Here is an 18,837-nt window from a genome sequence, read left to right as displayed (position 1 = left end):
CGTCCAACTCCGTACCGCCCCGCTCGAGGAACGCCCGACGACCAAACAGGGGGGTGACGCCCTCGCACTCGACGTCCACGCCGTACCGCCCCACGCGAGGAACGCAAGACACGCAGGGGGTGTGCGCGAGGGGGAACGCCCGACGAGACAGAGGGGGGTACGCGAGGGGGAACGCCCTCGCACTCCCCAACTCCGTACCGCCCCCAACCCCCCTAGAAGCCGAGCGTCGCCCGCAGCCGCGGGTACATGTCCCGCGTGAGCACTTCGTACTCGTCCGGGGTGTCGCACTCCATGAACGGCACGTCGGGCCCGAGCCCGGCCACGTGCATCCGGTCGGCGAGCATCATGCGCTGGGTGATGTCCTCGTGCTCGCTGCGCGCCTTCGCGGTGGAGTAGCGCACGACCCACTCGGTGACGCGCGCGAGCGCGTCGTGGTCTCCGGGCTCCCACAGCAGGATGCCGGTGGCCTCGCCCACGCACCGGACGCTCGCGGTCATGGGGGTCTCCAGCATGCCCTTCCCGTGGTACCGCGGCACCTCGGGCGTGGCCGGATCGGCGAAGACGAGCACCTCTTCTTGCGTGTTCCGGAACTCGGTACAAACGAGCGTCTTGGAGCGAGGCGACGGGTGGGCCGCGAGCACGTCGAACGCGCGCGGATCGTAGAGCACGTCGGCGTCCATCAGCACGACACGCGAGCGCCCGTCGAGGATACGGTGCTCGCTCTTCCACGCAAACCAGGTGGAGTGACCGCTCCCAGAGGTGGAGACGTCTTCGGTGGGGTTCAGGATCCATGCAGCTTGCATGGTCTTGGAGCTGGGCAGCGGCGTGCCAAAGGTGCGCGCGTTCCCGACGAAATAGGCCTCTTTGCAGCCGGCGCGCTCGAGGGCGCGGAAGTGCCAATCGAGAAACGTGGGCGACGAGCCGCGCTCGCCGGAGAGCGGCAGCAGAGGCTTCGGCACGTCGCGGGCGACCGCCGAGATGCGGTTTCCGAGGCCGGCGGCGAGCACGACCGCCTTGTCGATACCGCTCATTTGGCCTCGGCCGGCCTGGAACTGGGGGGCGCGGGCTCGGCGCCGCGACGGAGCCAGCTCGCGCAGGTGAGCGAGACGACGAGGAAGGTGGTGAAGCCGGCGGCGATCATCGTCTTCTCGACCGCCGCGACGGCGAACGTGAGGAGACCGAAGTTGAAGAAGGTGATCGCGTTGTCGCCGGTCACGATGGAGGCGAAGCGGAGCAGGCGCCGGAAGCCCGGCGAGCGCGCGCGGCGCCGCGCACCCGCGGCCAGCGCGACGAGCGACGGGTCCTCGCAGCCCGCGCCGGGCCGGTCGGTCTCCCGGCGGATGCGCTCGAGGAGCGAGGGGATCGAGGAGGGCGCGAGGAGGGCGGTCTGGAGCCACTCGAAGACGAGGGCGAAGCGCACCACGACCCCGCCCTGGCCGTCGCGAGCGAGCTTGGCGCTGCGGCGCACGAGCTCTTCGGCCGGGCCGTCGTTCGTGCCCTTCAAGAGGCTCCCGAAGGTGCGCTTGTAGTAGTCGTAGGTCATCGCCATCCAGCCGGGTACGAGCAGGCCCGCGGCGAGCATGAAGACCAGGTTCTCGCCGGGCGCGTGGCGGTGGATATGCACGAGCGCGCCGACTTGCATGCCCACGTAGCCCACGCCGTCGCCCATCTCGTCGATCGTGCGGCCATAGGGCGACGCGAGCTTCTTCGCGCGGGCGACCACGCCGTCGAGGCAGTCGAAGATCATCCTCGCTTCAGCGAGGATGAAGGCGGCCACGAGCTCGCGGGGAGAGCCACGCGCGATGAGCACACCCGCGGCGATACCAATGCACGCGTGGAACGCCGTGATGTGGTTGGGCGTGAAGGGCAACCGCATGAAGACCGGGAGCATCGCCTTCGCCACGGGGTAGCGGTAATACCGGTTCATCGGGTCGGTCATCTCGGAGAGGATGGCGTCGACCTCGGCGGCGTCGTAGGGCGCGAGCGCCGGCGACGGCGCGTCCGTGGGCTCGCGGTCGGCTTCGAGATCGAACGTGCCGCTCTCGAGAGCCGCTCGGCCGAGCGAGGCGTGGGCGCCGCCCTCGGCGCTGGTCTCCATGGTGTCGATCGATGGGGTCATCAGGTCCGCTCGCCGACGCGAGGCGCCGGTTGGTTAGCACGCGTCGCGCGAGAGACCACCTCAAACGGTTGCAGAGCGGCGAGGATCCTCGGCGGCATGCCGAGGAGCTACGCAAGCTTCACGCCATCGCCGCCTGGATCTCAACGAGCAGCCGCGCCATGTCGGCGGCGTCGACGTCGCCCATGACCGCCACCCGGAACATCTCGCCCGAGAACGGCCCCTGGCCGGCGTACACGATAAACCCTGCGCGTTTCAGGTGATCGTGGAGGTGGTCGTAGGCGAGGCCCGCCGGGAGCCGGTAGCTCGCGAGGGTCGAGCCGTAGCTCTCGGCGTCTTCGAGGAAGGGGCGTATGCCAAGTGCGAAGAGCCCTTCGCGCACCTGGCCGGCCAGCGCTGCGTACTTCTGGTGACGCCTCTCCCAGCCGCCCTGGTCCTCGAGCTCGCACAGCGCCTCCTCGAGCGCGTACATCGCCTGCACCGCCTGGGTGAAGGGAGAGAAGCCGTTCTTCTGCTCCTTCCGGTAGCGGAAGAGGTCGAGGTACACGCTCGTGGCGCCCGACGTACGCTCGGTGAACACCGCCTCGTCGACGAGCACGAACGCGACGCCCGGCACGCCGTGGAGGCACTTGTTGGCGGTGGCCGCGCACGCCTCGAGGTTCCACTCGTCGAAGCGGAGGCGCTCACCGCCGAAGCTCGACACCGCGTCGAGCAAGAGCTTCACGCCGAACTTCTTGCAGAGTGCACCGAGTCCGTCGAGATCGTTGAGCCGCCCCGTCGTGGTCTCGTGGTGCACCGCGAACACGTGGCCGTAGGCGCCGCTCGCGAGGGCGCGCTCGACGGCCGGGAGGTCCATCGGCGCGGTCCACGCGGAGGTGACCACGTCGTGTGCTTTTCCCTGCGCCGTGAGCATGGCCGCCGCGCGCTCGCCGTACACGCCGTTGGCGACGACGAGCACCTTCTTGCCGCCGCTCTGCTCCGCCCGCGGGACGAGCGAGAGCATGGCCTCGACCGCCCCCGTGCCCGAGGACGTGAGCAGCACGGGCACGTAGCGCGCCGCGGCCTCCGGATAGACGCGGCGCAGGCGCTCGAGGATGCGCGTGCACATCGCGGCGAACTCGACCTCACGGTGGCAGAGGTCGGGGCGGAGCATGGCCTCGCGGACGCGCGCGGTGAGCGTGACGGGCCCCGGGTTGAGCAGCTTCATGTGACTTCCTCTGGTGTTGGCGTGGTGCTGCGGAGCCTGCGCTCAGCCCAACATGTACGCGGCGAGGCGCTCTTTGACCTGGATGGGCGTGACGGTGGGCCGCGGGAGATCGGCCGGCGCGCCAGGCTTCATCTTCACGTGCGCGAAGGTGAGCTCGGTCGTGGGCGCGGCGACGAGCGCCGCGAGCGCCTCGGCGGTGGTCACGCGCTCTACGCGCGGGTAGCCAGAGGCCGCCGCGACGAGCGCGCTGTCGACCGAGTGGGTCACCGTGGACTGTCCGCCGGTCGACTCGTGGAGCTCGTTGTCGAGCAGGACGTGCAGCAGGTTCGCGGGCCGCTCGAAGCCGAGCGTCGCGAGCGCGCCGAGCCGCATGAGCGCCGCGCCGTCGCCGTCGAGCACGATCACGCGGCGCTTCGGCTGCGCGAGCGCGAGGCCGAGCCCGAAGCTGCCCGCGCACCCCATGCTGCCCACCATGTAGAGCTGGCACGGCTTGTCGTCGAGCGCGTAGAGCTCACGCCCCGTGTAGCCCGTGGTCGCGACGACGACGTCGCCAGGCCGGAGCGCGCCCTGCACCGCCGCGAGCGCCTCGGTGCGCGAGGGTCGCTCCGCCGGCCACGCGAACTCGGACGCGAGCTTCGCGGCCGAGAGGGCCTTCGCCTCGGCCTTCGAGCGCAGCTTGTGCGAGGCGACGGCGTCTTTCCGCATGACGAGGCCGTACGGCTGCTTCTTCTCGGACATGTGCTTGGTCACCCGCTCGAGGCACGGGCCGATCGCCGCTTCCTCGTCGGGGAAGTACTCCCAGGGGATGCGCATGAGGTCGAACAGGCCGGTGGTGATCTGCCCCATGAGCGCGTGCTGAGGCTCGTCTTTCGGGCCGCCGGGCTCGCCGCGGAGCGTGGTGATGACCAGCACCGGGATGTCGAAGATCATGTTCAGCGAGGTGAGCGGGTTCACCGTGTTGCCGAAGCCCGAGTTCTGGAACATGACCACCGAGCGGCGGCCACCGAGCTCGGCGCCCGAGGCGATCGCGACCGCGTCGCCCTCGTTCGTGGCGCCCACGTAGTCGAGGTCGGGCGCGTCGATGACGTAGTTGATGAACGGCTTGAGGTACGAGCAGGGCACGCCCGTGTAGAGCGAGAAACCGTGGGCCTTCGCGGCCACGAGGAACGACTCGGCGGTGATCATGGCGGGGTCCCTCCTCAGAAGCTCGCGCCGAGGACCACGTCCTCCACGCTGTCGACGTCGAGCCAGTGGCCCGTGGTGTAGAGTACACGAATATCGTGGCCCTCCTTCAGCACGAGGCGGAGGAGATCCGGCATCTTCATGGCGTCGAAGCGCGCCTTGTCCTCGCCCTCGAGGCGCTCGAGCAGCGCCTTCAGCGCGGCGGCGCCCGCCTCGCTCAGCTTGAGGAAGCCCATCCACTCGCCCGTCACGTCGCCGCGCTCGCCGTCGCCGACGAAGTCCTTCAGGGTGACCTTCTCGAGGAACGCGCGCTTCGAGTTCGGCTGCGAGCAGGTGACGAAGTCGGCGACGCGGCCCTTGTTGCGGCTCTCGCGCCAGTTCGCGTCGACGCAGATCACAAAATCGTCGGTGGTCTCGGCGAGCTCCTGGACGATGTACTTCTTGAAGAGCACGTCGCCGTACGACACGATCGTCTGCCCCGCGAGGGACGCCTTCGCGCGCGCGAGCGACGCCACCTCCTGCGTGGTGTCGAACGTGTCGTTGTCGACGTACGTGAGGCTCGTGATGCCGAAGGCCTCCTTCTTGTAGCCGCGCACGACGGTGATGTCCTTCACGCCGACCTCGCGGTACGTGCCCGCGATGTGGGCAAGGATGGGCTGCCCCTTCACGTCGACCATCGCCTTCGGCTTGTCCTTCGTGAGGTCGCCGAGCTCCGAGCCGCGCGAGGCGGCGAGCACGATCGCGCGCGTCGACTGGCCGTGCTTGGGCAGGTAGAGCTTCTCGGCCTGCGCGAGCTCGTCCTCGCCTTGGATGCGGAACACCTCGGCGACGGTGACGACCTCGCTCTCCACGTTGAGGAGGCTCTGCTCCTCGAAGATGCGCTTGGCCGTGCGCTGCATCGCGGTGAGCGCGGAGCGCATCGCGTGGTTCGCCCAGATCACCGTGGAGAAGCCCGCGTCGCGGAACACCTCGGTCGGCGTGGTGTAGTACTTCGTGGGCACGATCACGACCGGCAGGCGGTCCCCCCACTCCTTCTTGAACGACAAGATCTCGCTCGGCGAGCGGAGCGCCGAGTGGATGAGGATCGCGTCGGCGCCGGCCAGGCGGTACGCCTCGGCGCGCTTCAGCGCTTCCTCCAGGCCCCAGCCCGCGATGAAGGCCTCGACGCGCGCGACGATCACGAAGTCGTCGTCCGACTGCGCCTCTTTGCCCGCCTTGATCTTGCCCGCGAACTCGTCGATCTCGGCGAGCGGCTGGGCCGTGCCGCGGATGAAGCTGTTCGTCTTCGGGAAGATCTTGTCCTCGATGCACACGCCCGCGCAGCCGCGCTGCTCGAGCTTGCGCACGAGGCGGCGCATCGAGTTGAAGTTGCCGTAGCCGGTGTCGCCGTCGAGCAAGATGGGGATGCGCGCGGCGTCGGCCATGAACTCCACGACCTCGAGCACCTGCGTCCAGCTCGCCTCGTTGTTGTCGCGGCAGCCGAGCGCCGCCGAGATGGACAGACCGCTGCCCCAAATGCCCTCGAAGCCGGCCTCCTCCGCGACCTTCGCGGAGAGCCCGTTGTGCGCCTCCATCAGGAACGCGAGCTCCGGGCGAGTGATGAGCTGCTTGAGTTGGGTGGTCTTCTTCGGGGTCGTGGGAGCCATGGGAGCCTCGGGGTGGTGGGTCCCGCACTTAGCACCGAATGAGACGCGTTGATTCCAAACGCGCAGCGTCAAGAACGAACCCGTCGGCCGAGTGCGCAACGCCTGACGCACCTGACGACGCTCCTGACGACGCTCCTGACGACGCTCCTGCCGGACGCGCGCGCGGCGCGGACGTGTCCACCGGACGCGACCGCGCCCGACGGAGAGAGGCGCGGGCGCGCGAGCCGTGGTACGGCGAGCGGCCATGGACGATCGGGCCAGCGCGCGCATTCTGGAGGGGCCCCTCGCGTGGGAGGTGTTCCGCTTCGGCATCCCGCTCGCGGTGGGCGCCATCCTGCAGACCTCGTTCAACCTGGTCGACGCGTACCTCATCGCGCAGCTCCCGAAGGCCGAGGTGGGGCCGGCGGTGGGCGCGCTCGGCGTGTGCGATCAGCTCGCCGCCGTGGGCACGATCTTCAGCTATGGCGTGTCGACGGCGGCCGCCACGCTGGTGTCGCACCACAAGGGCAAGGGCGACGCCGAGGCGGTCAAGCGCGCGGCCTGGCAGTCGTTCATCGTCGTGGCCGGGCTCTCGCTGCTCTTCGGTGTTCTGGGCGCGGTCGCGGGCCCGATCGCGTCGAGCGTGATCGGCCTGAAGGGCGCGGTCGCCGACGTGGCGACGCGCTACCTCCGCGTCATCCTCGCGGGCAGCGGCACGATGTTCATGCTGCTGCAGCTGACGAGCATCCAGCGGGCGCTCGGCTCGTCGAAGACGCCCGTGGCGCTCCTCGTGCTCGGCAACGTGTTCAACGTGGTGTTCGCGGTGGTGTGCCTCTTCGGGCCGGTCGCGCCCAACGAGGGCCTCGCGTGGGGCGCGAGGCTCGCGCAGCTCTCCGGCGTGCCGGCCATGGGCATGGAGGGCGCGGCCTGGGCCACCGTCGTCGCGCGGGCGCTCGTGCTCGCGCCGAGCTTCCTCGTGCTCGCGCGGCGCTTCGACATCCTGCCGGCCAAGGGCGCGCGCGGCCCCGACGCCCGCGCCATCCGCGAGCTGATGGCGCTCGCGTGGCCCACGAGCGCGCAGTTCGTGCTTCGCATCACTGCGATGTTGCTGATCAATTCGCTGGTCGCGCGGTTCTACTCGACCGAGACCGATCAGACCGCGACCACGGCGATGGGCCTCGTCTTCCGCGTCGACTCCGTCGCGCTCTTCGTGGCGATGGGCTGGGGCGGCGCCGCGCAGACCTTCGTGGGGCAGAACCTGGGGGCGGGCAAGCTCGATCGCGCGAGCCGCGCCGGCCTCCTCGCCGCGGCCTACGACGCCGCGATGAACCTCGCGTTCCTCGCGCTCCTCTCGGTCCACGCCGAGCGCGTGCTGCGGTTCTTCGGCAAGGACGACGCGCCCGTCGCCATAGGCCTCGAGTACCTGCACATCGTCGCGCCGAGCTACGTGGGGCTCGGCGTGGGCATCGTGCTCGGCAACGCGATGGCGGGCGCGCGCGCCGCCAAGCTCGCGTTCCGCATCGACCTCGGCGTGCTCGTGGGCTTCCAGCTGCCGGTGTGCCTCGCGGGGGTGCTGCTCGTCCACATGCGGCTCAACGCCCTCTTCGGGTGCGTGACCGCGACGGCGTTCGCCGGGGCGCTCGTTTACGGGGCGATCTACGCGCGCCGCAAGTGGCTGACCGTCGCGCCAGAGCCCGCTCCGAGGGAGACGGCGGCCGCGCCCGCCTCGGGGTAACAGCGGGGTAACAGCCGGGTAACAGCCGGCCGCCCGAGGTCCCGAGACCTCACCCGCGTGCGCACCGGCGCGCGCTCACGCTTGCAGAGCGAGGGGGACGCTGGCACCGTTCTGCCCGTGCGGCGCGGCGTTCTCGCGCCCCGAGGAGGAGCGATCCAATGGCGATGTTGCGACGTGGGCTCTCTGGCGAGCCGGTCCGAATTCTTCAAGAGCGCCTCGGCCTCACGGCCGACGGGATCTTCGGCCCCAACACCGAGGCGGCCGTGCGCGAGTTCCAGAGCAACAACGGCCTCCAGGTCGACGGCGTCGCGGGCCCTGACACCTTCATGGCGCTCGAGCTCCCGCAGCTCGTGATCCTGCACAAGCCGCTCCGCGGCGAGCAGGTGCGCCGCCTCCAAGAGGCCCTCGGCGTCGACGCCGACGGCAAGTTCGGCCCGGGCACCGAGGCCGCGGTCAAGCAGTTCCAAGAGCAGAACGGCCTCGAGGCCGACGGCTTCGCGGGCCCGCAGACCCTCGCGCTGCTGCCGGGCTTCGCCATCGAGCCCGAGCAGGTGGAGGCGTCGCTCATCACGGAGGAGACGCCGGAGATCCCCGAGGAGGTCATCGAGCAGGCGAAGGCCGAGGAGCCCCCGCCCCCGGAGCCGAGCGGCTTCGTGTCGACGCTCGCGGCGGTGGCGTTCCCGCTGCCCACGATCGGCAAGACCATCTGGAGCACGGTAAAGAAGATTTTCTAGTTCGCCACGCAGGTACGGACGGCCCGCCGAGCCACGCTCGCGCGGGCCGTTCTCTTTTCGTGCGGGCTCTGGGCTACGCGCCGAGCGCGCGCGCGACCACGAGCACGTTGCCCGAGGGATCGGCGAAGTACGCCGCCTCGTCGCCCCACGGGCGCGGGGCGCGAGGGCTGAGGCAGCGCGCCCCCGCGGCCTCGAGCGCGGCGATGGCGGCCTCGAGGTCGTCGGCGTGGAGGTAGAGCTCGGTGGTCGAGAGCGCTCCCGCGGGCACGCGCGCGGGCACTTGCCCCGTGTTCCGGCCGAAGGCCTCGCGCTCGTAGAGGCCCAGGCGCTGGCCGCCGGGCAGCGCGAGCTCGACGTAGACGGGGGTCTCGACGGCCTCCGGCCACGCGAAGGCGGCGCGGTAGAACGCGACGCTCTCGGCCAGGCGCTCGACGGCGAGGATGGTGAGTGTGTGACGCACGAGCATGGAGGTTCTCTTGGGGAACGCGCGCGGGGGCGAGCGGTCGGCCGAAGCAGGAAGCCCTTGCGCGCCGGCGCGCCAGCGGCTAAGTGCAGGGCGGCCTTTGGAGAGGTGACCGAGTGGCCGAAGGTACTCCCTTGCTAAGGGAGCGCGGGTCAAAAGCCTGCCGCGGGTTCGAATCCCGCCCTCTCCGCAGTAGTTCTTGAGACGCCTGCCCTTGAGGCCGAACGGCGCAAGTCCGCGTCCGGCGGCACCGTCGTCGACGGTCACGTCGCTTGGTGACCTCTCCGTCTCGCCGTCCGCAGCGCGACCACTCCTGACGCGGTCGCCGGCGCGAGTATGTCGAAGGACCCTTCCCACACGACGACGAGCGCCCCTCGCGGCCCGGGCAGCCATGGCACAGAGTGGCACGGGGACGCGCCGTTATCCCGCGCGCTCGCACCCGCCCCAAGGACGCGCGCTGGGAACAAGCCGCGCCGACCGGTGGGGCACGCTTCATGCTGCTCTCGCGGGCATGAAGATCTTTCGATGGCTGCCTCTCCTCGCCCTCGCGGGCGTCCCCCTCGTGAACTGCGGCGGGACCACGCCGATCACGCCCGCTCCCGACGGCTCGGTCCCCGACGCCTCCGCGGACGTGACGCCGACTCCGCCCCTCGACGCGGCTACGCCACAGCCGACGCGGACAGCGGCCCGCCGAAGCCGCCCCCGGGCCCGCCCACGCTGTCGAAGGTCGACGTACTCTTCGTGGTCGACAACTCGCGCGCGATGCTCGAGAAGCAGCGCGTGCTCGCGGCCTCCGCCGGCACGTTCATCGAGCGACTGCTGACGCCACGGTGCGTCGACGCCGCCGGCGCGGTCGTAGGGCGCTCGGTCGACGGGGTGTGCGCGAGCGGAGCGCTCGAGCACCCGCAGGTGAAAGACCTCCACGTCGGCGTGATCACCTCTGCGCTGGGCGGAATGGGCTCCGACGTCTGCGCGCCCGATACCGTGGGGAACGACGACAAGGGGCGGCTCGTCAACCGCCCGAACCTCGCGAGCGCGCCTGGCGGGTTCTTGGCCTTCGCGCCCGGTGCGCCGGCGCCCGCGCTCACCGAGCCCGCCGCGCTCGTGCGCGACACCGCGACGCTCGTGAGCGGCGTGGGAGAGCGCGGCTGCGGGCTCGAGGGGCCCCTCGAGTCGATGTACCGCTTCCTCATCGCGCCCGACCCGGCCGCGCCCGTGCGGGCGGGCAATCAGGCGAGCGCCGGGCCCCTCGACGTGACGCTGCTCGCCCAACGCAAGGCGTTCCTTCGCGAGGACTCGGTGCTCGCCGTGATACTCCTCACCGACGAGGACGACTCGACGGTCGACCCCTATGCCCTCGGCGGTCAGGGGTGGGCCTTCATGAACATGGTCTTTCCCGCGTCGGCCGGCATCGCAGGTGCGCAGCGATCGCCCAACCGCGGCGGCAGCACCGCGCCGAAGGGCACGACCGCGTGCGCGCAGAACCCCGCCTCCGCCGACTGCACCTCGTGCGGCTTCCGCGCCGATCCGAGGGTCACGGCGGACCCTCGGTGCGCGGAGAACAGCGGCTATTACGGCCCCAACGACGACGACATGAACGTGCGCTTCTTCGACATGAAGCGCCGCTTCGGAGTGGATCCGCAGTACCCGGTGAAGCGCTACGTCGACGGCCTCGGCGCCCTGCAGATCTCTCGCGGCGCCACCGAACACGACGCGAATGGCAACTACGTCGGCGGGACCGAGTGTCGTAATCCGCTCTTCGCCAAAGACCTCCCGAGCAGCGGCTCGGCCGAGCTGTGTCGCCTCTCGCCCGGGCCGCGGACTCCCTACGACGTGTTCTTCACAGTCCTCACGGGGCTGCCCCCGGCGCTCGGCTCGCGGCCCTCGGCGACGGGCGCGCCGGTGCCGCTCACCGCGGGCGAGTGGACGAAGCTCGTGGGGCGCGATCCGGACGCGTACGACGCGACCGGGCTCGATCCCCACATGGTGCAGTCGACGGAGCCTCGCGCCGGCCTCGCCCCGCCGAGCGCGGCGAACGACGCCGATCCGGTCCACGGCCGCGAGTGGAGCACGAATAAGCAGGACCTCCAGTCGGCGTGCACGTTCGCCCTCGCGACTCCCCTCGACTGCTCGCTGCCGGCGAACCGGGAGGTCTGCGACTGCACGGCAGGCGCCACGGCGCCGCTCTGCAGCGCTGCGTCTCCCACGGTCCAGGAGCGAGGGCGCGCCCTGCCCGGCATTCGCCACCTCCGCGTGGCGAAGGGCCTCGGCGACCAATCGGTCGTGGGCTCCATCTGTCCCACGCAATCGAACGATCCCGCGCGCGACGACTTCGGCTATGCGCCGACGCTCTCGCAGCTCGGAGTGCGTGTGGGTCAGCGCCTCCGCCGGTAGGACGGGGTTCGCGGAGACAAGGGGCGGGATTGCTGTACGCTTGGGCCATGCGCTCGCCCCGTACGCTCCCCCGCTCCGGCGGCCCGCCGCGCTCCCTCGCCCCGCTCCTCGCGCTGGTCCCGCTCGTCCCGCTGGTCGCGCTGCTTCATTGTGGCGCGGGCGAGGCGCCGCCCGCCGGGGTGACCTTTCCCCCGGTGGACGCGGCGATCGCGCCGCCGCCCGACGCGAGCACGACCGCCGACGCGACCACGGCCGACGCGAGAGCTCCCGACGCCACCCCCGCGGACGCGGCCCCCTGACGCGTCCGATGCGGCCGTCGACGCGGCCGACGCGGCCGTCCGCTATTTGCCCACGTTCTACGCGGTGAACCACGTGCTCTCGACCGGCCAGAGCCTCTCGGTCGGCTCGCAGGGCACGCCTGTTCTGTCGACGAGCCAGCCCTTCGACAACCGCATGCTCAACACAGGCGTGCTGCGGAGCGCGACGCGCGCGACGTCGTTCCTCCCTCTCGTGGAGGGGAGCGTCGAGACCATGTCGAGCGGGCTCGCGAACCTGGTGGCCGACGTGGCGCAGACCGAGGTGCTCTTTGGGCTCCCGGCGCCGAACGATCGGCATCGACTCCTCGTCAGCTGCCACGGGATCGGCGGCACCGCCTACGTGGGGCTGAAGAAGGGCACGGCCGCCTTCACGTCCGGCCTAAACCAAGTACGCGACGCGAAGACGATCGCGACGGCGGCGATGGAGAGCTACGTCGTGAGGGCGGTAACCAACGTGCACGGCGAGTCGGACCACGTCGCCGGGAACGCCACCTACGCGGCCGATCTCGCGGAGTGGCAGTCAGACTACGAGACCGAGGTGAAGGCCATCACGGGTCAGACCGAGCCCATCCCCATGTTTCACACGCAGATGAGCTCGTGGACCAAGTACGGACAGGCCACGAGCGCGATACCCCTCCAGCAGCTCGAGGCGTCGATCGTCAGCAACGGCAAGATCGTCCTCGTGGGGCCGAAATACAACGTCCAATACGCTCCCGACGGCGTGCACCTCACGGCCGCGGGCTACCGGCACATGGGCGAGTACTACGCCAAGGTCTATAGGCGGGTCGTGCTGGAGGGGAGGCGCTGGGAGCCCCTGCGGCCGGTCTCGGCCACCCTGACCGGCGACGAGATCCGAGTGAAGTTCGTCGTGCCCGTCGCGCCGCTGGTGTTCGACACGACCACGGTCACCGATCCCGGCAACAAGGGCTTCGAGTACGTCGACGACAGCGCCTCGCCGCCCACGATCACGGCCGTCACGCTGGAGGGGCCGGACACCGTGCGCATCAAGCTCTCCGCGGCCCCGGTGGGCGCCGGCAAGACCATTCGCTACGCGGCGACCGGCGCCGTGGGCGCGCGCGCGGGCGCCACCACCGGGCCCCGCGGCAACCTCCGCGACTCGGACGCGTCGAAGTCCAGAAATGGCGACAAGCTCGAGAACTGGGCTGTGCACTTCGCGATCCCCGTTCCGTAACGCTGACGATCGGGCTCGAAGAAAGCTCAACCAGCCGTGGCCGGCGCGAAGAAGGTGTCGGGCAGCACGCCGTAGTCGCGCATCGACTCGCGCACGGCCTCCCAGCCCTGCTCGGCGGCCAGATCGAACGACTCGAGCGCCCGCTCGACGCGCTCCTCCTTGTTGGAGAAATCGCTGAACGAGAACGTGCGCCAGAAGGGGAAATACTCAAATCGCACGAGCGGCTTCATGCAGAGCGCCCGCAGAATGGGGCAGTCGAACTTCGCGAGCTCGCGGGCGATGCCCGGGGCCACCGTGAGCTCTTGTTCGAAGTGCAGCGCCTGGACGAACAGGTGTCTCTTGCGGGTAAGGTCGAGCTCGCGCCCGGCCGCGCGCGCGGCGTGCGCCTCGTTCAAGGCCTCGAGGAGCGCGCCGTTCACGAGCGCCTCGGCGCCTCGTTCGCGCCCGTGCTCCCGCGTGAAGTACCAGTTCGTGTAGGTGTCGATGAACACCTCGCGGTTCACCGCCTTGAAGCCCTCGGCGAAGGCGTTCAGCATGGCGTGGCGCGTGGCCTTCTCCTCGGCGTCGAGGAAGTAGCGGTAGGAGATGATCTCGCCCAGCTTGCCTGTGGTCTCGAAGAAGTTGTAGCCCCAGAGCGCACCGTGGAGCGCGATCAGCGGGAAGGCGTGGTTGCCCCGCGAGTCCTGGTAGATCGCGTGGTGCTCCATCACCCGCTGCGCGATGTCGCCCGGGCGACCGGCCCGCGCGCGGGCGCGCGCCTTGAGCGCGTCGTAGGCGGCGCGGAGCCGGTCGGACATGCTCGCAATCTAGCAGCGGCGTTCCCGCGGGGTCGAGGCGCGGCGGGATCGCCTTCGGGGCTCACTTCAGGTTCTCGGTTCGGCGAGTTGCGGCTACCTTTGCGGCCGATGCCGAGGCGCCGCGACTCCCGTAGGGGCTCCCTCGCCGCGCGCTCGGCGGGGCGAGCGACCGCGGCGCTCGTGGGTCTCCTGGCCCTCGCGACCCCGAGCGCGGCGTGGAGTCGGCCCCAAGCGCGCCTCCTCCACGTGCGTGAACCGGGGGCCGACCGGTGTCCCTCCGCCGAGCAGCTGCGGTCCCGCGTCGCCGAGCGCCTGGGGTACGACCCGTTTCGTGACGACGCTCACATGACCGTCCGCGCAGCGTTTCGCCTGGACGAGCGCCAGGAGAACAAGCTCGCGGCCGAGGTGGAGGCGTTCGACGACCGCTCGACGCTGCTCGGGCGGCGAAGCCTCGCGAGCACCGACGAGACGTGCCGCGATCTGGCCGACAGCGTCGTCCTCGCGGTGACCCTTCTGCTCGATGCGCCCACGTCGAACGGCTCGAACGGCTCCGCGGCCGCCCCCGCGACCGGCCCGGCGAGCCCAACCATCGCCTCGGGGCCTCTGCGCGAGCCCGGCGCGGGCCCGCCTCCCGCTCGCCCCACGCCCGCCCCCGCGCTGCCCTGGACCGTGTCGGTCGGCCTCGATCTCGTGGCCGGGGTGGGCTTCGCGCCTGCGCCTTCGGTGGGCGCGCGGCTCACCGCGAGCCTCCGCCGCGGTCCCTGGTCGGTGGTCGCGGGCGGGCGGTTCGATCTGCCCGCGGAGGGGCGCTACGCCGTCGGTACGGTCGAGACCGCCGTCCGCTTGGGTGAGCTCGCCGGGTGTGGACACCTCGGGCGCGGGTTCCTCTGCATCGTCGGCGCGGCCGGCGCCATCGCGGCCGACGGAACGAACGTGCTCCAGGCCCGGCGCACCGTCGGCCCCTTCGGGACGCTCGGGGCGCGGGTGGGCGGCGATCTCGCGCTCTTCGGGCCGGTCGCCCTCCGCGCCTCCGCCGACGTCGCGACGCTGCTCGTGCGCACCAACATCACGGTCGGCCCGGAGACCCTGTTCACCACCCCCGCCCTGGGGGGCACCGTCGGAATCGGCCTCGTCGGTCGATTTCCGTGACGGATCCTCCCCTAGAGGGCGAATGTCGCTCGGGAAGCATGGATTTCCGCCGGATCTTCGACGAGCACGCCTCCTATGTCTTTCATTCACTTGCCCGGCTCGGCGTGCCCAACCACCACCGCGACGACCTCGTCCAGGAGGTGTTCATGACGGTCCATGCGCTCTTCGAGGACTACGATCAGAGCAGACCTTTTCGCCCCTGGGTGTTCGCCATCGCGTACCGGGTCTGCCTTCGGCACCGCCGGAAGAGCGGGAGAAACCGCGAGCTGCTCGTCGAGAGCGACGCGCCTTCGACCGAGGCGGGACCGCACGAGGCGCTCGAGGGGGCGGAGGCGCGCGCGCGCGTCCGCGAGGCCCTCGCGAACGTGGAGGTCCACCGCCGCGCGGTGCTCATCCTCAAGGACATCGACGGACAGTCGATCCCCGAGATCGCCCACGCGCTCGGCATTCCCCTGAACACCGCCTATTCTCGCCTCAGGCTCGCTCGCGCGGATCTGGCGGCCGCGCTCACCGCGAAGGACGTCACGACGGGAGGTGCGGCGTGATGGACGACGAGCTCGACCCCGCGCTCGCGGCGCTGCTCGCTCCGGAGCGGGACGCCCCCGCCGTGGACGCCGCGCGCCTCGAGGCCGTCCGCAAGAACCTCGAGGCCGCGATCGCGCCGACGGCGGGGGCGGACCCGTCGCCTCGAGCGCCCGCTCCGCCGCTCCCGGCGTCCGGCGCGTCCGCCGCGCCGAGCGGGCTCGTTCGCCTGGGCGGCATGTTCGCCTTGGGCCTGGTGGTGGGCGCCGCCGGCTACGCTACACTTGGACCCAAGCCCATGCCGCTCGCGCCTCCCCTCGAGCCCACGCCCGTCGTGCTCTCGGTGCGGTCGCCGGAACCGGCGCCGCCCGTCGTGCAGCTGGCGCCACCGGGCACCGCGAGCCCCGCGCCCTCGAGCGCCCCCGCGCGGGCGGTCGTGTCCGCCCACGCCCCGCCTGCCGCGAGCTCGAGTGGCGTCGCGCTCGCACCGACGGCACTGACGGCAGCGCCGCCCGCACCTCCGCTCGCACGACCCGCGCCCGAGCCGAGCGCGCGGCCGCAGACCCTCCTCGACGAGGAGCGCGGTCTCCTCGAGCGAGGCCGCGTGGCCTTGGGCCGGCGGGACTGGGTGTCGTCGCTCGAGGCCGTGCGCGCGCACCGACAGCGATTCCCGAAGGGGCAGCTCGCCGAGGAGCGTGACGCGCTCGAGGTTCAAGGTCTCGCGGCAGGCGGCCACACCGCCGACGCTCGCCGACGGGGCGAGGCGTTCCTCGCGGCCTATCCCCAGAGCATCCTGCGCGGCCGCATCGACGCCCTGCTCCGAGAGCTTCCCCGGTGACCACGCAAAATCGTTCTCGTGTCGTGACGGAAACGGACCGGTGCCGCGAACAAGGGAATATGAAGAAGCACTCTCACACGTCACTCTTCGCGCTCGCCGCTTGGCTCGTCGTCGGATGTGGGTCGAACCTCAACATCGGAGACCCCGAGCCTACGCCGGCGCCCACGGCGCCCACGGGCACGACCGCTTCACCCGAGCCGACGCCGGCACCGACGAGCTCCTCGCCCGCGCCTCCCTCTTCATCGTCACTCGTGCCTTGTGCCACGGGCACGCTCTGTTGGGCCAACACCGAGTCCACGCGAAACGACCTGGTCTCCACCTGGGCCTCCGACGCGGCGCGCAGCGTGTGGTCCGTCACGCGCCACGGGGAGATTCTTCACTGGGACGGCGTCTACCAGACGCTGCGGTTTCGGATCGACGGGACGTTCGACGACGCGCTCGTGTTGGGCACCGCGGCGGACAACGTCTACGCGTTCTTTCACCGCGCGAAGACGCCCGCCGAACCCTTCGGCGCGACGACCGTCGTGCGCTTCCACGACGGGGCCTTTCAAGTGCACGCGAGCAGCGGCGCTTACGCGATCGGCGCGCTTCGCCCCGTCCAGGTGCCGAAGCTCGGCATCGTCGCCGTCCTCTCGAAGGCCAACGATCCGGCGAGCGTCGCCCTCGTCGACGCCGACCTCAAGCCGCAGCTCGTGCTCCCCGCGCTCCCGATCGCGAGCGAGCTCGCCGCGAGGGTCGACGAGACCTTCGACGCCACCGCTTCGGTGAACGCCGTCAACGTGCTGTCCGTGTGGGTCTTGACGAAGACCGGGCGGGTCTTTCGATGGACCGAGGGAGGCGCGGCGTGGGACGAGATCAGGCCCTTTCCTCCGACGAGCGTCGGTCCCGGCGAGTATTCCGAACTCTCGCGCGGGACCGGGATCGCGACCCGAGGGGAAGGAGTCCAGGTGATTCGAGACACATGGCTCACGAGGACCGGGAACATCGACCTCGGCTATGGTCATCGAGCGGTCGCCACGTTGGAGGGGAGCGGCTCCGTCGTCACGAGCATTCCACGAGGGGTCCAACCAGAAGAAATCCTTCCGCACGGCCGGTCGGTAACACCCGGATACGGAGGCGCTCGATTCGTGGGCGCGGGCGGGAGTTGTGGTGGTTTGGGGTGCGGCTGGTGGGGAACCATCCTCTCGCAATGGGACAATGTTTGGACCAGGTTCGAACTTCCGATTGACGCAGGGTTTGTCCTGGGCGACGAATCCGGCGGGCTTCACACGGTAGGTACGGGGGGCCAGTTGTACACTCGGCTTTCTACGCCGAATGGCTCGATCGATGCCAATTGGGTGCGCAGAGAGGGGCGGAGCCCCTCGGACCGAGTCTTTGCGATCGACGCGCTCGCGGATGACGACGTGTGGGCGTTGGAGTCCCGCGAGGGGACCCACCGAGCACGGCACTACGACGGGCGCACCTGGTCCGAAGGGGTTGTTGCGCCAGGTCGCAGCGGGGCACCCAGCCGCTTTGTGGAAGGGGTTGATGAGGCGCCGCCCGGCGACACGATGGTCGCCTTGAAGGACAGCGTGTGGTTCAAGAATTCCGAGGTCTTGTCCCGCTGGAAGGGGGGAGGCTGGACCACCTTCTCCCTTGGCGCGCCGGTGTCGCGACTGGCGAAAGACGGCCCGGACTCGCTGTGGGCCGTGAGCCAATCGTCGCCGGCGGGGGGCGGCGTTCGGGTCGCGCGGCTCCATCGATGGGACGGGACAGCTTGGTCTGACTTGGGCAGCCCGTTTGCTCCGAACGAGGACATCCGCGGCCTCGCGGCGGCGGGCGGTGTGGTGTGGGCAACGGGGGACGCCATCTATCGACGTGAGGGAGCTCGCACCGACACGATCGTGTGCTCTAGCCTGCCAACGGGCACCGCGTATTCCGCGGTCTTCGCTGTCGGGGACGAGGCGTGGGTCGTGGCGTCCCTGCCGACGCCGGGGGCGCGGGAGACCGCCCTGCTCCACATTGCGGGCACGAGGTGCATGGTGGTGGGGACCCCTCCCGGGGAACAGCTGAGTATTCGAAACGTCGTCGGTGTCCGCGCCTCGGACGCCTGGGTAGTGGCCACGACGACGGTTCCCTCGAACGGCAACCCGACTCGAGACCGGACCGAACCTCGCCTCTTCCGTTGGAACGGTCGGACCCTCGAGCCCGCGAAGCTCGCGGTCGACCCCAGGTTCGTCTCGGCGTCGGTGTCACCGCTCGGCACCCTCTGGGTCGGCGGCACTCACGGGGCCATCCTGCGGTCGGCGGTGCCGAAACCGAACTAGAGCACCGAACAGGTTGAATCCCGTCGGCTTTCGCAGGTTTAGCGGCGCCTCGCGTTGTCGCTCCTCCTCGGATACGATAGTATCCGTCGTCGTCGCTCCTAGCGATGCTTGCTAACCCAGCGAAATCCTCGGTCCTTCAACCTGATCGGTGCTCTACGGCTCCGCTCATCGACCGCGGGGTGCGAGATGGGCGCCTCGCGGTCGTACAAAATCGTTCTCCTGGCGTGACGGAAACGGACCGGAGCCGCGAACAAGGGAAT

At 70.5% G+C, this 18,837-nt stretch carries 16 protein-coding genes and 1 tRNA gene; 10 read left to right on the top strand and 7 right to left on the bottom strand.

Features of this window, described 5'->3' with window-relative positions; genetic code table 11:
* Positions 1-212 precede the first annotated feature (212 nt).
* The 5 genes from IPQ09_16765 to aepX form a co-directional block, all read right to left on the bottom strand.
* Positions 213-1,031, bottom strand: a complete 819-nt coding sequence (locus tag IPQ09_16765) for an NTP transferase domain-containing protein (protein ID MBL0195844.1) — start codon at positions 1,029-1,031, stop codon at positions 213-215.
* On the bottom strand, positions 1,028-2,119 hold the full coding sequence (locus IPQ09_16760) for a CDP-alcohol phosphatidyltransferase family protein (GenBank protein MBL0195843.1): 1,092 nt from the start codon (positions 2,117-2,119) through the stop codon (positions 1,028-1,030). Before IPQ09_16760 ends, IPQ09_16765 begins: the two co-directional genes overlap by 4 nt.
* A 118-nt stretch (positions 2,120-2,237) precedes the next feature.
* Complete coding sequence (locus tag IPQ09_16755; protein ID MBL0195842.1) at positions 2,238-3,323, bottom strand: aminotransferase class V-fold PLP-dependent enzyme; 1,086 nt, start codon at positions 3,321-3,323, stop codon at positions 2,238-2,240.
* A 42-nt stretch (positions 3,324-3,365) separates the two neighbouring features.
* On the bottom strand, positions 3,366-4,508 hold the full coding sequence (gene aepY, locus IPQ09_16750; GenBank protein MBL0195841.1) for a phosphonopyruvate decarboxylase: 1,143 nt from the start codon (positions 4,506-4,508) through the stop codon (positions 3,366-3,368).
* A gap of 14 nt (positions 4,509-4,522) precedes the next feature.
* Positions 4,523-6,151, bottom strand: a complete 1,629-nt coding sequence (gene aepX / locus IPQ09_16745; protein ID MBL0195840.1) for a phosphoenolpyruvate mutase — start codon at positions 6,149-6,151, stop codon at positions 4,523-4,525.
* A gap of 244 nt (positions 6,152-6,395) precedes the next feature.
* On the opposite strand from aepX, the gene IPQ09_16740 reads away from it, so the two are divergent.
* Both IPQ09_16740 and IPQ09_16735 read left to right on the top strand, forming a co-directional pair.
* Positions 6,396-7,865 (top strand): MATE family efflux transporter, encoded by a 1,470-nt coding sequence (locus IPQ09_16740; protein MBL0195839.1) that lies wholly within the window; start codon positions 6,396-6,398, stop codon positions 7,863-7,865.
* A gap of 158 nt (positions 7,866-8,023) precedes the next feature.
* Entirely contained in the window at positions 8,024-8,599 is a 576-nt protein-coding gene (locus IPQ09_16735) for a peptidoglycan-binding protein (protein ID MBL0195838.1), read from the top strand.
* Between the two features lie 73 nt (positions 8,600-8,672).
* Here IPQ09_16735 and IPQ09_16730 read toward each other — a convergent pair whose 3' ends face one another.
* Positions 8,673-9,065 carry a VOC family protein gene (locus tag IPQ09_16730; GenBank protein MBL0195837.1) on the bottom strand — a complete coding sequence of 131 codons (393 nt, stop codon included), beginning with the start codon at positions 9,063-9,065 and terminating at the stop codon, positions 8,673-8,675.
* A 99-nt stretch (positions 9,066-9,164) separates the two neighbouring features.
* Between IPQ09_16730 and IPQ09_16725 the strand changes: the two genes are divergently transcribed.
* From IPQ09_16725 to IPQ09_16710, 4 genes are all read left to right on the top strand, one after another.
* Positions 9,165-9,252 (top strand) — tRNA-Ser (locus tag IPQ09_16725).
* A gap of 551 nt (positions 9,253-9,803) precedes the next feature.
* Positions 9,804-11,456 carry a hypothetical protein gene (locus IPQ09_16720; GenBank protein ID MBL0195836.1) on the top strand — a complete coding sequence of 551 codons (1,653 nt, stop codon included), beginning with the start codon at positions 9,804-9,806 and terminating at the stop codon, positions 11,454-11,456.
* Between the two features lie 47 nt (positions 11,457-11,503).
* Entirely contained in the window at positions 11,504-11,755 is a 252-nt protein-coding gene (locus IPQ09_16715; protein ID MBL0195835.1) for a hypothetical protein, read from the top strand.
* A 46-nt stretch (positions 11,756-11,801) separates the two neighbouring features.
* Complete coding sequence (locus IPQ09_16710) at positions 11,802-12,965, top strand: hypothetical protein (protein MBL0195834.1); 1,164 nt, start codon at positions 11,802-11,804, stop codon at positions 12,963-12,965.
* 26 nt (positions 12,966-12,991) lie between these two features.
* Here IPQ09_16710 and IPQ09_16705 read toward each other — a convergent pair whose 3' ends face one another.
* Positions 12,992-13,762: a hypothetical protein gene (locus tag IPQ09_16705; GenBank protein ID MBL0195833.1), complete on the bottom strand. Its 771-nt coding sequence runs from the start codon at positions 13,760-13,762 to the stop codon at positions 12,992-12,994.
* Positions 13,763-14,107: 345 nt separating this feature from the next.
* On the opposite strand from IPQ09_16705, the gene IPQ09_16700 reads away from it, so the two are divergent.
* From IPQ09_16700 to IPQ09_16685, 4 genes are read left to right on the top strand one after another with little or no spacing between them, the layout of a single operon-like run.
* Entirely contained in the window at positions 14,108-14,911 is an 804-nt protein-coding gene (locus IPQ09_16700; GenBank protein ID MBL0195832.1) for a hypothetical protein, read from the top strand.
* A gap of 38 nt (positions 14,912-14,949) precedes the next feature.
* Positions 14,950-15,456: a sigma-70 family RNA polymerase sigma factor gene (locus tag IPQ09_16695; protein MBL0195831.1), complete on the top strand. Its 507-nt coding sequence runs from the start codon at positions 14,950-14,952 to the stop codon at positions 15,454-15,456.
* Positions 15,456-16,271: a hypothetical protein gene (locus IPQ09_16690; protein MBL0195830.1), complete on the top strand. Its 816-nt coding sequence runs from the start codon at positions 15,456-15,458 to the stop codon at positions 16,269-16,271. Before IPQ09_16695 ends, IPQ09_16690 begins: the two co-directional genes overlap by 1 nt.
* Positions 16,272-16,330: 59 nt before the next feature.
* On the top strand, positions 16,331-18,577 hold the full coding sequence (locus tag IPQ09_16685) for a hypothetical protein (GenBank protein ID MBL0195829.1): 2,247 nt from the start codon (positions 16,331-16,333) through the stop codon (positions 18,575-18,577).
* Positions 18,578-18,837: the final 260 nt, after the last annotated feature.

The sequence above is a fragment of the Myxococcales bacterium genome, from assembly GCA_016720545.1.
Taxonomy (GTDB): domain Bacteria; phylum Myxococcota_A; class Polyangia; order Polyangiales; family Polyangiaceae; genus JAAFHV01.
Note: the sequence above shows the minus strand (reverse complement) of the source record. Positions and strands in the feature narration are given on the sequence as shown.

Bases quoted from the DNA above. Each gene is read 5' to 3' on its own strand.
- aepX (MBL0195840.1), bottom strand. From the start codon at position 6,151: ATGGCTCCCACGACCCCGAAGAAGACCACCCAACTCAAGCAGCTCATC.
- aepY (MBL0195841.1), bottom strand. From the start codon at position 4,508: ATGATCACCGCCGAGTCGTTCCTCGTGGCCGCGAAGGCCCACGGTTTC.
- IPQ09_16735 (MBL0195838.1), top strand. From the start codon at position 8,024: ATGGCGATGTTGCGACGTGGGCTCTCTGGCGAGCCGGTCCGAATTCTT.
- IPQ09_16715 (MBL0195835.1), top strand. From the start codon at position 11,504: ATGCGCTCGCCCCGTACGCTCCCCCGCTCCGGCGGCCCGCCGCGCTCC.
- IPQ09_16760 (MBL0195843.1), bottom strand. From the start codon at position 2,119: ATGACCCCATCGATCGACACCATGGAGACCAGCGCCGAGGGCGGCGCC.
- IPQ09_16755 (MBL0195842.1), bottom strand. From the start codon at position 3,323: ATGAAGCTGCTCAACCCGGGGCCCGTCACGCTCACCGCGCGCGTCCGC.
- IPQ09_16705 (MBL0195833.1), bottom strand. From the start codon at position 13,762: ATGTCCGACCGGCTCCGCGCCGCCTACGACGCGCTCAAGGCGCGCGCC.
- IPQ09_16700 (MBL0195832.1), top strand. From the start codon at position 14,108: ATGACCGTCCGCGCAGCGTTTCGCCTGGACGAGCGCCAGGAGAACAAG.
- IPQ09_16685 (MBL0195829.1), top strand. From the start codon at position 16,331: ATGAAGAAGCACTCTCACACGTCACTCTTCGCGCTCGCCGCTTGGCTC.
- IPQ09_16695 (MBL0195831.1), top strand. From the start codon at position 14,950: ATGGATTTCCGCCGGATCTTCGACGAGCACGCCTCCTATGTCTTTCAT.
- IPQ09_16740 (MBL0195839.1), top strand. From the start codon at position 6,396: ATGGACGATCGGGCCAGCGCGCGCATTCTGGAGGGGCCCCTCGCGTGG.
- IPQ09_16690 (MBL0195830.1), top strand. From the start codon at position 15,456: ATGGACGACGAGCTCGACCCCGCGCTCGCGGCGCTGCTCGCTCCGGAG.
- IPQ09_16765 (MBL0195844.1), bottom strand. From the start codon at position 1,031: ATGAGCGGTATCGACAAGGCGGTCGTGCTCGCCGCCGGCCTCGGAAAC.
- IPQ09_16730 (MBL0195837.1), bottom strand. From the start codon at position 9,065: ATGCTCGTGCGTCACACACTCACCATCCTCGCCGTCGAGCGCCTGGCC.